The organism is Puia sp. P3, from assembly GCF_050632245.1.
Taxonomy (GTDB): Bacteria; Bacteroidota; Bacteroidia; order Chitinophagales; family Chitinophagaceae; genus Puia.
Genome location: NZ_CP192583.1, coordinates 1,091,584 through 1,107,610, shown reverse-complemented (window position 1 = coordinate 1,107,610; position 16,027 = coordinate 1,091,584). Strand labels below are relative to the sequence as shown.

At 55.0% G+C, this 16,027-nt stretch carries 13 protein-coding genes and 1 pseudogene; 6 read left to right on the top strand and 8 right to left on the bottom strand.

The annotated features are described in order from the left end of the window. Positions 1 to 97: 97 nt before the first annotated feature. The 6 genes from ACQ86N_RS06310 to ACQ86N_RS06285 all read right to left on the bottom strand — a co-directional run bounded on the left by ACQ86N_RS06310 (position 98) and on the right by ACQ86N_RS06285 (position 7,436). Entirely contained in the window at positions 98 to 1,123 is a 1,026-nt protein-coding gene (locus ACQ86N_RS06310; RefSeq protein ID WP_431214437.1) for a T9SS type A sorting domain-containing protein, read from the bottom strand. 441 nt (positions 1,124 to 1,564) lie between these two features. Beyond that, positions 1,565 to 2,929 carry an aldehyde dehydrogenase family protein gene (locus ACQ86N_RS06305; RefSeq protein ID WP_431214436.1) on the bottom strand — a complete coding sequence of 455 codons (1,365 nt, stop codon included), beginning with the start codon at positions 2,927 to 2,929 and terminating at the stop codon, positions 1,565 to 1,567. A 68-nt stretch (positions 2,930 to 2,997) separates the two neighbouring features. Continuing rightward, positions 2,998 to 3,633, bottom strand: coding sequence for a gamma-glutamyl-gamma-aminobutyrate hydrolase family protein (locus ACQ86N_RS06300; protein ID WP_431214435.1), 636 nt, complete (start codon positions 3,631 to 3,633; stop codon positions 2,998 to 3,000). Continuing rightward, complete coding sequence (locus tag ACQ86N_RS06295) at positions 3,630 to 4,781, bottom strand: iron-containing alcohol dehydrogenase (RefSeq protein WP_431214434.1); 1,152 nt, start codon at positions 4,779 to 4,781, stop codon at positions 3,630 to 3,632. Before ACQ86N_RS06295 ends, ACQ86N_RS06300 begins: the two co-directional genes overlap by 4 nt. Continuing rightward, a complete protein-coding gene (locus ACQ86N_RS06290; protein WP_431214433.1) occupies positions 4,778 to 5,407 on the bottom strand; it encodes a hypothetical protein in 630 nt (209 codons plus the stop codon). Before ACQ86N_RS06290 ends, ACQ86N_RS06295 begins: the two co-directional genes overlap by 4 nt. Then, a complete protein-coding gene (locus ACQ86N_RS06285; protein WP_431214432.1) occupies positions 5,316 to 7,436 on the bottom strand; it encodes an amino acid permease in 2,121 nt (706 codons plus the stop codon). Before ACQ86N_RS06285 ends, ACQ86N_RS06290 begins: the two co-directional genes overlap by 92 nt. 164 nt (positions 7,437 to 7,600) lie before the next feature. Between ACQ86N_RS06285 and ACQ86N_RS06280 the strand changes: the two genes are divergently transcribed. The 5 genes and pseudogenes from ACQ86N_RS06280 to ACQ86N_RS06260 all read left to right on the top strand — a co-directional run. After that, positions 7,601 to 10,672: a TonB-dependent receptor domain-containing protein gene (locus tag ACQ86N_RS06280; protein WP_431214431.1), complete on the top strand. Its 3,072-nt coding sequence runs from the start codon at positions 7,601 to 7,603 to the stop codon at positions 10,670 to 10,672. A 32-nt stretch (positions 10,673 to 10,704) separates the two neighbouring features. After that, the gene (locus tag ACQ86N_RS06275; RefSeq protein WP_431214430.1) at positions 10,705 to 12,123 is read left to right on the top strand and encodes a SusD/RagB family nutrient-binding outer membrane lipoprotein; all 1,419 of its coding nucleotides are present in this window, start codon (positions 10,705 to 10,707) and stop codon (positions 12,121 to 12,123) included. A 648-nt stretch (positions 12,124 to 12,771) separates the two neighbouring features. Then, positions 12,772 to 13,620 carry a sensor histidine kinase gene (locus tag ACQ86N_RS06270; RefSeq protein ID WP_431214429.1) on the top strand — a complete coding sequence of 283 codons (849 nt, stop codon included), beginning with the start codon at positions 12,772 to 12,774 and terminating at the stop codon, positions 13,618 to 13,620. Continuing rightward, complete coding sequence (locus ACQ86N_RS06265; protein ID WP_431214428.1) at positions 13,617 to 13,775, top strand: hypothetical protein; 159 nt, start codon at positions 13,617 to 13,619, stop codon at positions 13,773 to 13,775. Before ACQ86N_RS06270 ends, ACQ86N_RS06265 begins: the two co-directional genes overlap by 4 nt. 140 nt (positions 13,776 to 13,915) lie before the next feature. Further along, positions 13,916 to 14,191, top strand: a pseudogene (locus tag ACQ86N_RS06260) (LytR/AlgR family response regulator transcription factor); the annotation flags it as partial. On the opposite strand, the gene ACQ86N_RS06255 reads toward ACQ86N_RS06260, so the two are convergent. Next, positions 14,090 to 14,347 carry a hypothetical protein gene (locus ACQ86N_RS06255; RefSeq protein WP_431218061.1) on the bottom strand — a complete coding sequence of 86 codons (258 nt, stop codon included), beginning with the start codon at positions 14,345 to 14,347 and terminating at the stop codon, positions 14,090 to 14,092. The pseudogene ACQ86N_RS06260 and the gene ACQ86N_RS06255 sit on opposite strands and share 102 nt — an antisense overlap. 16 nt (positions 14,348 to 14,363) lie before the next feature. Here ACQ86N_RS06255 and ACQ86N_RS06250 point away from each other — a divergent pair, with 16 nt between their 5' ends. Continuing rightward, positions 14,364 to 14,678: a LytR/AlgR family response regulator transcription factor gene (locus tag ACQ86N_RS06250; protein WP_431214427.1), complete on the top strand. Its 315-nt coding sequence runs from the start codon at positions 14,364 to 14,366 to the stop codon at positions 14,676 to 14,678. Between the two features lie 38 nt (positions 14,679 to 14,716). Here ACQ86N_RS06250 and ACQ86N_RS06245 read toward each other — a convergent pair whose 3' ends face one another. Further along, positions 14,717 to 16,027, bottom strand: coding sequence for a sensor histidine kinase (locus ACQ86N_RS06245; protein ID WP_431214426.1), 1,311 nt, complete (start codon positions 16,025 to 16,027; stop codon positions 14,717 to 14,719).

Genomic DNA, 16,027 nt, shown 5'->3' with positions numbered 1-16,027 from the left:
TTGCCCTCTCTTTTTTAGAAATGCGGCAATTTCCCACAAATACTAAGCCCCCGCCGACAGGCGGAGGCTTCCTCGTACTCCCCATCAATAAGGTATACTACTGTTTCAATACTCTGATAGTCTGATTCGTCCGGTCACCGCGGACCTGCAACAGATAAACCCCCGCCGCCAACCCCTGCGGATACAGATTGATGAGATTATCTCCTTTCTGCGTCGTGTAATTTTGACGCAGACAAACCCTACCCGTCTGGTCGAATAAAGACAACACCAGCCGCTCGGTCGACTGCGCCGGTATCCTTACTCCCAGCTGATCGTGAAATGGATTGCCATACACGCCAATCCCCTCCGTCACGTCCCCCATCGCCACCTGCAGCACCTTGCTGTATTTAAAAGTCCCGTCTATATCTACCATTCTTAACCGATAATAATTTCTTCCCGCCAGCGGCGACTTATCCGTCAGCGTATAATCCCTGGGCGTCGTACTGTTCCCCGCCGCCGCCACCTGGCCGATCGTCGTAAAAACCTTCCCGTCCCCGCTACGCTGTACTTCCATGAATTTACTGTTCTGTTCCTGCGCCGTCTCCCATTTCAGATCCACACTACCGTCACCATCCCTCAGCGCATGAAAATCCACCAGCGTCACCGGTAATACTTTCGCATTCGCGATCAGGCTGATCTCATCAAAATAAGCCTGTACAGGACTGGACGTATTGGAATTGTCCGCCGTCAGCGTAATATTTATATGATCCAGTGCATCAGTCACCAGGATATCGTGCGTATCACTAACATGGACCCAGCCTGTAGGACCAACGGCCGTAGGTATAAGAGAATATTCGAAGACATAAATGTTGGACTCGGTTGCATCCCTGTATTCAACTTTTACGTCCACCAGATTATAGTCGGTGCCGAACAAACCATTGCTGGCCACATAAAAATCGAGGTTAAACGTCAGGTCCTGCGTGGTGAACGCAGACGGCAAATTCTTGATCTGCTGAAATAGCGTCCTCGTATCAGTAGAAGGAGCGACATTAACACCCGCATTGAAAAATTGATTCCCGCTGAACGACCGCATGGGAGCATTATACGGCTGCGGATAAGTAGTACTGTTGGTAAGATACCACACCCCGCCGTCTGTACCTGTTGCATCGCCAAACGTCGTCGCCCCCCGTCCGCCCAGTTGGTACCATTGGCTACCGGCGTAACCTCTGCCCCGCCGTTTGTTATGATGTTCGACCCCAGCGTCTGCGCCCTCAACCCCATCCCCACCACACAACAAAGGGCCGTCATCAAAAAAAAACTCCCTCCCCTACTAAACGAATAGTAAAACTTGACCATAATGGAAAGTACTTGTGGATTAAAAAAGAGGGCCGGGACTATACGTTAACACAGGTTCGGCGCGACCAGGGCGGGTCATACCATAATGTTAGTAAACATATAAGAAAAAACTATGAATTAGATATACACAGGGCGTGTATAACGTTCATTCCCACGCCCTGAGGAGCGGCGATCTCCCGGCCACCACCGGCCTAACCGCCGTCCCCGGACCTCACCGCCGGCCGCCCGTCTACGGCCGTATATGATAAGCCTTCGGCTGTACAAAAGCCCTGATACCCTGATAAGACAACGTCATCCCCAACCCCGAATTCTTCCTCCCCGACCACGGCAGACCGGCACTCACCCGGTCACAGCAATTCCAATATACGGTACCCGTATTCAACTGCCTCATAACCCCCTCGGCACGATCATAGCTCTTCGAATACACCGCAGCCGTCAATCCATATTCGGTATCCCCCATCAATTCCACAGCCTCCGCATCGTCCTTCACTTTCTGAATACCCACCACCGGCCCAAAAGACTCCTCCACCATCAGCCTCATCCCGTGATCCACATCCACCAGCACCGCCGGCTCGATAAAATAGCCCTTCCCGCCTATCCTGCCCCCGCCATACAAAAGCCTCGCACCCTTCCCCACAGCATCAGCTATCTGATCCTGCAGGAATTCCAGCTGACCCGGCCGGCTCAGCGAACCTATTTCCGTAGCCGGATCCATCGGATCACCGACCACCATCTTCCGCACCTGCTCGGTATACGCCTTCACAAAATCGTCATATACCCCTTCCTGTACGTATATCCGCTCGACCGCACAGCAGCTCTGCCCGTTATTGTAAACCACGCCTTCCAGAGCGGCCGCAGCCACCTTCCCGATATCTTCCACGTCATCCATTACATACAACGGATCCTTGCCCCCAGCTCCAGCTCGACAGGGCACCAGCCGCGAAGCCACCTTCTCCGCGATCAACCGACCCGTACGATAGCTGCCGGTGAAAAAATAACCATCAAGCGGCAGCTCCAGCAGCCACTCCCCGGCCCTGCCCCTCCCCGCCACCAGCTGAAAGACGCCTTCCGGCACCCCCGACTTATACAGCAACCGCTGTATATGCATTCCCGTCAGCGTCGCATATTCCGACGGCTTATACAGCACCCCGTTACCGCCGATCAGGGCCGGAATGAATACGTTCACGCCAACGAGATAGGGATAGTTCCACGCAGATATATTGGCTATGACGCCAAGCGGCTCATAGCTGATCTTTTCCCGCGTTGCCCCCTCCGTCACGATCCATTCCTCCTTCAGCCATTGCGTCGAATGATCCAGCATCCAGCGGATCCGCGCCCTGGCCCCATTCAGCTCGTTATACGACTGCTGCAACGGCTTGCCAGTCTCCGCCGTCAGGGTCTCCGCCAGCACCTTTTTCTCCGCTTCCAGCAATTCGAAGAACCGACCGATAACGTCAAGCCTTTCATCTACCGGCCAGGTCGCCCATCCCCGCTGTCCCTTCCTCACGAGGGCATATTTTTCTTTTACCGTTGCTTCTGTATCCTCCGCTATCTCGTCGATAACGGCTTCCGTAGCCGGATTAATGATCTGCATATCTTGATTTTATCGCGTTAATAAATTGATCCCTGACCGGACGGTAGAGGAACTCGTCCGTCAGTCCATTACTCAACATCCGCTCCGGATGCCACTTGCACGGCCATCATCCACGGCTTGTCCGCCGGCTCTTCCCACTCGATACCCTCTATCGTCCCATCCTCCGCCCGGCAGTTGATCCGCAGCCCCTCACCCAGCCTGTCTATCGCCTGATGATGCGCGCTGTTGACCACACCGGTCTCATGGCCCACCATCGCCTCCAACTGACTCCCGGCGACCAGACTCACCGGATGCTGCTTGTCCACCCCCGCCACATTCTCGTGTACCTCATCCCCGGTCTCCCCAAGATCCTGCACCAGCGTACCGCCGCAACTCACATTGATCAGCTGCAGTCCCCGGCAGACACCCAGCACCGGCAGCCCCATCTCCCACGACAGCTGCAACGCCGCCTGCTCGAAAAGGTCCCGCTCCGTCTGAAAGCCGGCTTCGGGCGCCTTCACATATGCCATCGGCCCGTCATACAGTTCCGGATCGATATCCACGCCGCCCGACAGCACCAATCCCTCACACTCCTGCAGATCGGCCAGGTTCCCGAGGCCGGCATCCAGCCGGATCACCTCGATATCCCCGTTTCCTCCCTGCAACCACCTTACATAGTTCTCGTGCTTCCACAACGTCCCCGTATATGTCAAACCGATCTTCATAGACCCTCCTTATACAGTCTTAAAAAATCCTCCCTGTTCACCGGCTTGGGATTGTTGGGATGACAAAAATCCGCAAACGCCAGATCAGCCAGCGTCGCCAAATGTTCCTCCTTCACGCCGGCATCCCTCAGCCTCACCGGCAATCCCAGTTGTTCGTTCAGTTCGAATAACCTCGCGACCACGGCCTCCCCGTTATCTTCCTTCAATTCCATAGTCCTTGCGATCTTCCGGAACTTCGCCTCACTGCCCGCGATATTGAACCGCATCCCGTAGGGCAGATTCACCGCGTTGGCCAGCCCATGGTGCGTGTCCAGCAACGACGACATCGGGTGCGCCAGCGAATGCACGACCCCCAGCCCCTTCTGAAAGGCCACCGCTCCCATCAGCGAAGCGATCATCATCTTACTCCTCGAATCCACGTCCGGCTTATGCACGGCCTGAACGATAACTTCGTTGATCAGCTCGATCCCCTGCAGCGCAATGCCCTCACACATCGGGTGCCACATCTTCGCGATATACGCCTCCAAATTGTGCGTCAGCGCGTCCATACCGGTCGCGGCGGTCACAAAAGGCGGCAGTTCCATCGTCAGCAGCGGGTCCGCGTATACAACCTTCGCCAGCAGCTTTGGCGAGAACAATATCCGCTTGCGGTGCGTATCGTCTTCGGATATGATGGCGCTGCGCCCTACCTCGCTCCCCGTCCCGCTCGTAGTCGGCACAGTAATAAAGTAAGGCACCTTTCCGGTCACATACTGATCTCCTCCAATGAGGTCGTCATAATCGAATAAGTCCCTGCGATGATGGACCCGCAGAACAATAGCCCGCGCCACATCCATAGCGGCACCCCCTCCGATGCCAATGATGCTGTCCCGGCCCGTCGCATCGAATACATCTCCTCCCTTCAGCACATCCGACTTTACCGGGTTCTTGTGGATGTCCGAAAATACCTCCACCGAGCTGCCCCTTGCCTCCAGGCGCTTCCTGAGCGCCCGGAAAAAATCCAGATCCGCCACCACCCGATCGGTAACGAGCAAAGGTTTACTGAGCCCTATGGCGGCCAGATGCTCCGAAAGTTCGTTCACCACTCCCGCACCGAACCTGACGGTCGTCGGAAAATTGTACTGTCTGATTACGCTGAAGTCTGTCATATGATCTCTAAATATCTTTTTAGTTCCCAATTGGTCACCGCCTGCGCAAACTGGCGCCACTCCCACTCCCTCGTCCTTACAAAATGATCCACAAATTCTTCGCCGAAAAGTTCCTTTGCCAACGGAGACTGCTTCATCGCCCAGGTCGCTTCCCAAAGATTCCGGGGCAATATTCCCCTGCTCTTGTCGGCATACCCGCTGCCCTTCGTAGCCGGCACGGTCAGCTTCATCCCGTTGCGCACCCCGTATAATCCCGTGGCCAGACAGGCCGCCATAGCCAGATAGGGATTGGAATCGGACCCAACCACCCTCGTTTCCAGCCGCGTGGACGATGCCCCTCCAGGCAGTGCCCGCAGTGCGGTCGTCCGGTTGTCCACCGCCCAGGTCGGCGTCGTCGGAGCCCATGCCCCCTCGACCAGCCGCTTATAGCTGTTGACGGTCGGCGCATACATCGGCAGCACATGCGGAAGACAATACAGCTGCCCCGCAATATAGCTCTCCATCAGCGCACTCATCCCCGTGGAAGATGCGCCGTCATAGAACAGGTTCGCCGAGCCGTCCGCCGTCCACAGACTCTGGTGCACATGCCCGCTGCAGCCGGGCAGGGTCTCGCTGATCTTGGCCATAAAGGTCGGAAGAATACCCCCGATGCGAAGCGATCTCCTTGACCCCGGACTTGAAAAGAACCGCCCTGTCCGCCGCCTCCAGCACGTCCGCATATACAATGGCCGCCTCATACACCCCGGGCCCGGTCTCGGTATGCAATCCCTCCAGCGGCACATCGAATTGCTTCAGCCCGTCGAACAGCGCATGAAAATAGTCGCTGTTCTGCGACGCCCTTAATATCGAATATCCGAACATCCCCTGCGACAAAGGCCGCAGGTCCTCAAAAACCTGCACATCACTCCCCGCCCGGAAATTGAACCACTCGAACTCCTGCGAAAAAACAGCCGAATACCCCAGCTCCGCCGCCAGGCCGATCACCTTCTTCAGCAGGCTGCGCGGACATACCGCCTCCCCCTTCAGGTCGGCAAGAAAGAAGGGGATCCCACCCTCCCAGGGCACCCTCCGCAGCGTGGAGATATCCACCGCCGCAACCGCATCGGGATAGCCCGTATGCCAGCCGGTAAAAGCGCCGTTGTCATAGGCCTGGTCCTGCGCATCCCAGCCAAACACGACGTCGCAGAAACCAAAACCCTTTTCGGCAATAGACCTGAATTTATCAAAGCTGATCACCTTTCCCCGCAACACTCCGTCAATATCCGTTATCGCCAGCTTGACCTTCTCCGTTTTCGCAGCCGCCAGCCCTTCCAGCAGCTCAGGTAGTGATTGTTTGTTTGGCATCGATGGACTTTTTAACAAAAAATGAAACCAAATATAGCTCAGCGCCAGAAGCAAAAAATAGATACCCGATAATTTAATATTCAGCGTGATCATCGCCACAAGACATACAAAACCGATGACCAGCGCCACTATCGGAAAGACGGGATACAACGGCACCCGGAAAGGCCGTTCCAGCCCCGGCTCCTTCCTGCGCAGCGCCACCACCGATATCATCGACAATACGTACAGGGACAATGCCCCCATGACGGAAATGGTAATGATATCTTCGGTCGGAGCCAGCAACAGGGTGACAATTCCAAACCCCATATTGACCAGCAGGGCGGCAACAGGCGTATGCCTGCGGACGTGTACCCGCCCGAGAAAAGCCGGAAGACAGCGGGCCCTGCCAAACTCGAGCGTCGCCCGGCTCGCCGCCAGGATGATCCCGTGGAATGACGCAACCAGCCCCATCAGCCCGATCGTTATCAGCAGATGATACGTCCACCCATCCGTTCCCGTTATTTTCGACAAAGCCAGCGGAAGCGGACTGTCGGAAGGCGTCGCTCCCGGCGCCGGGTATACGATAGCCTGCCAGCCCGCAACCCCGATGGAGGAAAGAAAGACCAGCACACAAAGCACGATCAGCGTAACCAGCGCAGACCCAAAACCGATGAGCACATTCCGCTGCGGCCGGATCGCCTCTTCCGCCACATTCGCCACCCCCTCGATGCCCAGAAAGAACCACACCGCAAATGGTATCGCCGACCAGACCCCCTCCAAGCCGTGCGGCAGCGCATCGCGGCTGATATTCTTCCACTGAAAATGCGGGAAACAGATGCCCGCAAACAACAACAACTCAAACACCGCGAACAGCGTTATGACGAGCTCAAAACCCGCAGCCGCCTTCACCCCATAAATATTCAACGCCGTAAAAACCAAAAATGCCCCCACAGCGATCACCTTCACCGGCACCCCCGGGAAAAAATATGAAAATACGCCCCGATAGCCGCCGCTATCGCCGGCGGCGCGAACAGGAATTCCAGCAGCGCGCGCCCCCGCCACAAACCCCCACTCTCTGCCGATCGCCCGCGTGGCATAGTCAAAGACACCCCCGGCCTTTGGAATAGCACAAGCCAGCTCGGTGTATGAGAACGTAAAGGTGATATACAGGAGAATAACTACTCCCGTAGCCAGCGCAAGACCCGCCGTACCACCCTTCTCCAGTCCCAGATTCCAGCCAAAATACATCCCCGAAATGACGTAACCGACTCCCAGCCCCCACAACATCCATGGACCTAAAGTCCGGGAAAGACCACCAGTAGCATTCGACATAAGGAAGAATTTTGGTTTTTGCTGAAGATAAAAAATATTCAGGCGCTGACAGCACATCCCTGGACGTATAATTTCAGGGTTCGGTCACAAACCCCACCAACCCTTGCATATTCTTTCTTAACTTCTTATTCTGACTTTGTAACCATTCACCAAACTACAGATTTATGAGAAAGCAGTTCACGCTGCTCCTACTGCTATTGCTTTGCGCAGTATGGGCCGGCGCGCAGGGCAGGGAAGTCAATGGAAAAGTGACAGACTCTGCCGGAAACGCCATCTCCGCAGCCACCATCAGAATTAAAGGTTTTAAAAAAGGCGTAAGCGCCACATCCGATGGTTCCTTCAAAATAAATGTCCCACCAAACTCCGTCCTCATCGTCAGCGCCGTCGGATTCGAGCCACAGGAGGTCGACGTAACGAATACCACCAACGCCGACATCCATCTTCACGCAGCAGGATCGAGAATGCTCAACGAAGTGGTCGTCACCGCACTCGGCATACGCCGCGAAAAACGAGACCTCACCTACAGCGCACAGGAAGTAAAGGGAGAGACGCTGGTAGCCGCCAAACAGGACAACATCGTCAACGCCCTCGCGGGTAAAGTATCCGGCGTCCAGGTCACCAACTCCACCGGCATGCCCGGCAGTTCCTCCCGCATCGTCATCCGCGGAGCCACCTCCCTCGTCGGCGAGAACCAGCCGCTCTTCATCGTAGACGGTATCCCGATCGACAATTCTGAGGCCGGCGCCATCGACGCCTTCGGCCAGGGCGCCGACAACGTCTCCCTCAACCAGGGCAGCACGTCCAACCGCGGCATCGACATCGACCCGAATATCATCGAGACGATGACCGTGCTGAAAGGCGCCGCCGCAACCGGCGCTCTACGGCTCGGCCGCGGCAAGAGGCGCGATCATCATCACAACGAAAACCGGCTCCAGAGCGGCCAAGCCCCAGCTGACCGTCAGCAGCAGCGTCAGTATGAACAAACCCATCTACCTGGCGACGCAGGACAAATACGCCCAGGGCTTCAACGGACAGTACATCGACGGCAACAACGGCCAGTTCGCGTCCAGCTCCCGGGGACCCCTCATCGACACGCTGAAGGTCAACGGCGCCCCGGTAGCCAAACACAACCCGCAAAAGAATTCTTCCGGACGGGATATACCTACGACAACAACATCAACGTCACCGGCGCAACCGACAAATCCCGCTACGTGCTATCCTATTCCTACCTGAAGACGGACGGCATCATGCCCCATACGGACTTCACCCGCCACTCGGTCTTTGGCAAATTCTCCAACCAGATCACCAGCACACTCACTGCTACTTTTCAGGTCAACTACGTCAACTCGGTAAACAACCGCATCGAAGAAGGCAACGGCCTCTCGAGCCCGCTGTGGACAGTGTACGCAGCCCCGATCTCCTGGAACCCGCTGCCCACCACCAACCCCGACGGAACACAACGACTGTATCGCACGGGAAGGAACAACCCTTATTTTATTCTCGACAACACGGGCTTCGTTTCGACGATCAACCGGTTTCTGCCCGTAACGACCCTGGTCTATACTCCCCTGCCCTGGCTCTCATTCACCGAAAGACTGGGCGCGGATATCTATACCGACGAATCCAGCTACCACGAATCCAACCAGATCGTCAACGGCTATTTCTTCAACAATGGAGGCGTGTCGAACAGGACACAGAATTTCCGGCAGTTCAACAACGACCTCATCGCGGAGGCGCACAAAAACATCACGGAGGACCTCTACGGCAGCATCACCATCGGGATGAACATATTCTCCCAGTATTCCCGCTTTTACACACAGACCGGACTCGGACAGACGATCGATAATTTCTACAACGTCGCCACCATGAGCGTACAAAACGCCACGGATAACCTTTCCCGCTACCGAAAGGTCGGCTACTACGCCCAGGCCAACCTGGAATACAGAAAAATGCTGATCCTCGGCCTCACGGGTCGCTACGATGGCAGCTCGGTGCTGGCCGCGGCAAAACACTACTATCCCTACGGCTCCGCATCCTTCGGCTTTATCTTCAGCGAGCTGATGTCTCCCAACACTCCGCTCAGCTTCGGCAAGATCAAGCTTTCCTATTCGGCCGTGGGCAACGACAACCTCCTTCCCTATTCGCTCACCACACCCTTCGTCCCCGCGACAGGGACCGCCAATAATATCAACTACCCCTTTAACGGACAGACGGCCTTCGTGCTCACCAACATACTCGGCAACCCAACACTACAGAACGAAAAACTTCGCGAATACGAGATCGGCCTCGAACTGAAATTCCTGAAGAACCGGCTTTCCTTTGACGGTGCATATTTTGACCGAAAGACCTCCGACCTCCTGACACCAACGCCGATCAACCCCTCCTCCGGCTTTTATAAATACAACCTCAACGCCGGCAGCATGCGCGACCGCGGGTTCGAACTCCTGGTCAGCGGCACCGCGGTCCGCACAAACAATTTCTCCTGGGACGTCGACGTCAATTTCACCCGCATCCGCAACAAGGTACTCAAACTGGCGACCGGCGTTGACAAACTCCAGTTCGGCGGCTTCGGCGGCGGCGGCGGCGTATATGCCTTTCCGGGACTGCCCTATGGCGTCCTCTATGGCTCCCGCTACCTGCGGGATTCCGCCGGCAACGTAGAGGTCGACGACAACGGCCTGCCCATCGTTGGACCCAACGGCATCATCGGCAATAACAGTCCCGATTTCCAGGTCGGACTGGTCAATAATTTTACATGGAAGGCCTTTTCCCTGGGCTTCGTATTCGACTGGAGACAGGGCGGAGACCTCTTTAACCTCGACAATCACTACAACTGGTTCTACGGCACCCCGAAGGCAACGGAGGACCGCGACAAACCCCTCGTCGTAAAAGGCGTCTATCAGAGCACCGGTAAGCCCAACACGACCGCCATCACCTCACAGGCCTGGTTCCAGCAGGTCAGCAGCATCGACGAACAGGTCATCGAAAGAGCTACCTATATCAAGCTGCGGTCGGTCAACATCGGCTATACGCTCAATAAGTCGGTGTTGAAGAACGCCCCCTTCAGGTCGATCAGCATCAATCTCTCCGGCAACAACCTCTGGATCTATAAGCCGCACTTCAACGGCTCCGACCCGGAAGTAAGCCTCCAGGGCAGCGGCAACGGCCAGGGCGTGATCAACTTCCTGACACCAACCTCCCGCAGCTATATTTTGGGACTCCGGGCATCATTTTGACCCGAAATCATTAATCACCCAAAACAAACTCAATGAAAAAGATCATCATATATATGCTGGCATTCGCAATCAGTTCGGCCGGCTGCAAAAAATACCTCGACGTCAACACCGACCCGAACAATCCGGCGGACGTCCAGGGAACCCTCCTCCTCGTCCCCACCCAGACAGCCATCTCTACGGACCTCGCCGGGGGAGCCCTCACCATTGGCAACTACGTCGCCGTGGCTGTGGTCACCAATTACTGGACCCAGCAGCCGGCCCTCAACCAGCTCTTCCCCCAGAACGACACCTACCGCGTTCGTCCCGACGACATGGACCAGCAATTCCTGTCCATCTATAGCACTATCCTCCAAAACCTGCGCATCATCGACAGCAAGGCCGAAACCATGAAACACCACTCCTATGGCGTCGTAGCCAAAGTACTCACGGCCTATACACTCGGCTATGTCACGGATATGTGGGGCGACATCCCATGGTCCCAGGCCCTCAACGGCGCGCTGCACCCGGTCTACGACAAACAGGAAGATGTCTATAAATCACTCCAGACTATGCTCGACAGCGCAATCGCCGAGAACGCCCTCGACCCCGGAACCGTCACGCCCGGCGCCGACGACCTGCTCTACGGAGGAGACATGGATAAATGGGTAAAATTCGCATGGACGCTGAAAGCACGGTTCCATATGCACCTCACAAAAGCACCCGGCCACGACCCTGCGACCCAGTCCGGCCTGGCCCTCACCGCTCTGCAGAACGGATTTGCCGACGCCTCCGACGAAGCCCTCTTTGCCGCCTATTCCGATAACTCCGGCAGCGAGAACCCCTGGTTCGAGAACGCCGACCCAACCGCAGGCCCCACGGTACTCGCATCCACCTTCGTCAATTTCCTGACCGCCAACAACGACCCCCCGCCTGCCCATCATCGCGAAAAAGGCTCCGGCGGCAGCTATCTCGGCCGGATCATCGGGACCATCCCGGCACCCAACTATAAGGTATATGCCGGCATCAACAACTTTTACGCAGGCGCCGCCGCCCCGCAGGCACTGTTGAACTACCCGGAAGCCCTCTTTATAAAGGCAGAGGCCGTCTTCCGCACGTCGGGAGCAGCCGCGGCCACACCGGTATATATTAACGCGATCAACAGCCATATGTCCGCACTGGGACTCGATACCACCTCAGCCACCGTACTGGCCTATCTCGCGGCGCGCAGCCCGCTGACAGCCGCAAATGGCATCCAGCGCATCATGGAAGAAAAGGATATCGCCAACTTCCTGTCGATCGAAAATTTCACGGACTGGCGCCGCACCGGCTTCCCGGCACTGACCATCGTCCAGAATCCCTACGTCCCCTCTATACCACGCCGCTTCCCCTACCCCCTGGCCGAACTGACCTCGAACCCACAGCCCCAGCAGACCGCAAACATCACCGACCGCATCTGGTGGGACACGCAATAAAAAAAGCCGCCACGAGGCGGCTTTTTTAATATTTTAATTTCCTGGAGAATTTGTGCACTAAACTACCCACTTCCCCTAGTCGCACTTTTTACCCACTCTCCCCGATCCAACTATCACCGTGCAAAAAATTTGTACAAAAAAAAAGCAGGTGGTAGAAACCACCTGCGGGTCACATGAGAAAACTTCTAAGGACAACTTTAGATTGAAGTCCGAGGAAGTTGTCCATTAGAAAAATATTTTTACCCTCGAACAAGTTTGCTGAGCGGCAAGGTAAACATAAAACCCCTCAGGCCTGAGATAAACTGACTCAAACGGGAAATATCGAGGCCCAATGGCGTAATTAGATGTATGAACGAATTCACTTTGCTCTGCGGTTCAGGATGCCCGGCGGGCCATCCCTGCGCAGCAGGCGTAGCCGGGCGGCGACCAAAACCACTCATAGAAACGCTGCATCACTAATCCCTCCATTCCTTCCTTTTACAATAAATTAACTTTTCTATCACAGCACAATTGAATTACTTGCCGTTATTCCATTCTACTACACCAACGAACACTACTTTTCCCAAACGCTAAAAATCGAATGCGCGCAGGTCTCAACGCCCTGGCCCTACAACTGCTATGAACAGTCAACAAGTTTTGGATGACAGAATGGTCAAGCTAATAGGCATCCCAGCCCTGGGCCTGCTTATACCAAACCTCACAGGTCTCATCAGTAACCGCCTCTACACCGCCACAGAACTCATCGCCTGCTACCTCTTCTTTATTACAGTCGCTTTTCTCGTATGGGAGGGAAACGTCCGCCTCATGTATTTTATCCGCGCCCGCTACCCATGGTCAAAAAAAACCTACTACAAGATCATCGTCTCCCTGTTCTTCGCCAACATCGTGTACTCCGGACTGGTATCCGCCGTCCTCCTCAACCTCTGGCACTACTGCTCACACGAAATACGACCCGGCAACGAATCGGTCCTCAAAAGCGTCCTCGTCATCATCATCGCCGCCTGCTTCATCACCAATATTTATGAGATCCTTTTTCTCAACCGCGAAAAAGAAGACACCGAAACCCGCGTCGAACAACTGAACGTCGCCAAAGCCCAGGCCGAACTGGAAGCGCTCAAGAACCAGATCGACCCCCATTTCATCTTCAATTCCCTCAACACCCTTTCCTTCCTCATCACCCGCGACCCCAAAAGCGCCCGGCTCTACAACGATACCCTCGCCCGCGTCTACCGGTATATTCTCAGCAACAAGGAAAGAGACCTCGTCCTGCTCCGCGAAGAGACAGAGTTCATCAGCAATTATTTCTATCTCCTCAAGATCCGGTTCGCCGACGCCATCAGCATGACCATCGAGATCAACGATCTCTCGGCCGAGAACTACCTGATACCACCTATCTCAATGCAAGCCCTGGTGGAGAACGCCATCAAGCATAACGAATTCAGCGAGAAAAACCGCTCGCCATCAACGTCTCCATCCACTCCGACTACGTCATCGTGAAAAACGACCTCAACCGCAGAAATGGCGCTCAGCCAGGCTCCAAAATTGGCCTGAGCAATCTGGATAACCGCTACAAATTGCTGACGAAAAGAAATATCATCGTGGAGAATAATTTTGAATCTTTCACAGTAAAACTGCCGATAATAAAATTCTGAACACCGATGGTTGAAAAATCCTGCCCTGTCGTTGAAAAATATGCAACATTTGCCGCTCGTCAACGTCATATATAAAACTATACGAACGGTAACTAATTACTCGACAATGGTGTCTATTTTTGAATCATAAATTTCGCCACATGAAAGTCCTGATTGTAGAAGATGAACGCCCTGCTTCCGAGAACCTTGTAGAAGAACTTCAGGCCATCGACGAGAGCATAAGCATAGCGGCAAGTTGTGGCAGCGTCGACGAGACGGTCCGCTGGCTCAACAAAAATCCACAGCCCGACCTCATACTAATGGACATCCAATTATCAGACGGACTTTCCTTCAACATATTCAAGGCCTGCAAGGTCACCTGCCCCGTCATATTCACGACCGCCTACGACAAATACCTGTCCCAGGCATTCGAATACAGCAGCATCGACTACCTGCTCAAACCAATCAGCCAGGACAAGTTGAGGAACGCCATCCGCAAATACAAGACCCTCCAAAACCATTTCACAGGCGCCAACCAGGCCTATCCCCTGCCCGACTACCTCGGCAACCACGACCGCAAAGCGGTCCCGCATCCTCGTCCGCAGAGGCGTGGAATTCCAGACCGTCCGCATCGAAGACGCCTGCTACTTCTTCACCGAACACAAGTTGATCTTTTTGGTAGACAAAGAGAACAAAAAATACATGGCGGAAACTACCAACCTCAGCGACCTGGAGGACCAGCTCGACAGAAATATCTTTTACCGCGCCAACCGCAAGTATATCATAAACGCTAACTACGTAAAACGCTTCAAACCCCTCGAACGCTCCAAGATAAGCGTCGAGCTTACCCTTCCCGTCAACGAGGAGATCATCATCAGCCAGGAGAACTCCGCCTCCTTCAAAAAATGGATAGGAGAATCCTAGATCCTAAAAGTGCAGCAGGAACGAGCTCCCGACTCCCTCTATCGACTGTGCCTGGATATTCCCTTGTGCAGCAGCATGATCTGTTTGCACAGGCTTAGACCTATTCCACTGCCAGTCTTCTTCGTACTGAAGAAGGGTATAAAAATATTATCCATTACCTCCGGCGACATCCCCATCCCGTTATCCCCCACCTTGATGATTGGCCGGCTATTGCCGCCCGTGTAGGCCGACAGCGTGATCATCGGCTCCGCGCTGCCCCTCACCGCGTCGATAGCATTTACCACCAGGTTGATCAGCACCTGCTCGATAAGATTCGTATCCACGTCGAGCATCAGCTCCGTATCCGTCAGCAAAATGTCCATCTCGATCTTCTTCTGCTCCAGCGTCGGCTCCATCAGGATATGCAGGGTCTCGAACAGATCGCGGGCATACACCCGCTTAAGATTCAGCGTGGTGATCTTATTCAGACTCCTGTAGGTCTCCGCAAACTTCAACAGCCCCTCGCTTCGGCGCCGGATAGTTCCGATACCAAGCTCCAGATCCTCCAGCGCTCCCGGCTGCCCCTCCAGCAATCGCGCCGACTCCTGCAGCCGGTGCAGCATGGTCTCCGCAAGAGAGGATATCGGCGCTACAGAGTTCATGATCTCGTGGGTCATCACGCTCAGCAGCTTCTGCCAGGCCTTTGCCTCGGTCTCATCCAACGCCTCATTCACGTCCTGAAAGGCGATCAGCTTATACACCCGTCCGTCCGTCTGAAACGCCGTGGCGGCCATCAGCGTCTTGAAGACAGTCTTATCCTTTGTCAGAGAAACGATCTTGTTCTCCCCCGGCCGAAGGTTCAGTATCTCCTGGTACAGCGCGGCATCCCTCCGCTCGAGCGACGCGATGGTCTTCAGATAGGGCACCCCCAGCATATTCTTGAACGACTCGTTCATCCACCCGATATCCCCGCTCTTATGCTCATAGCTGAGTATTCCTGTATTGACCAGCTCGAGTATCTTCTGCAGGTACTGGAACTGCGTTTCCCTCTCGCGGCTGATCAGCTTGAACGTACTGTTGATCTCATTGAACCCCTGCCGCAGCGACTGAAGCTCGATCGGCGCCTCCTTGACGTCGAAATACCGCGAGAAGTCCCGGTAGTGGATCGACTCCACGAACTGCTCCACCTCCTGCTGCGCCTTGCGGTGGAAATTGTAAAAATCCACCAGCTGAAAGATGATCAGCAGGATCAGGACGATCAGTTCGATCCCATACCTGCCCTTCACCAGCAGAAAAGAGGCGCAGGACAGCGTAAGGAACATGAATAACACCCGTATCAGGATCCGCTCCTGGTATCGCTTGAAAACCAT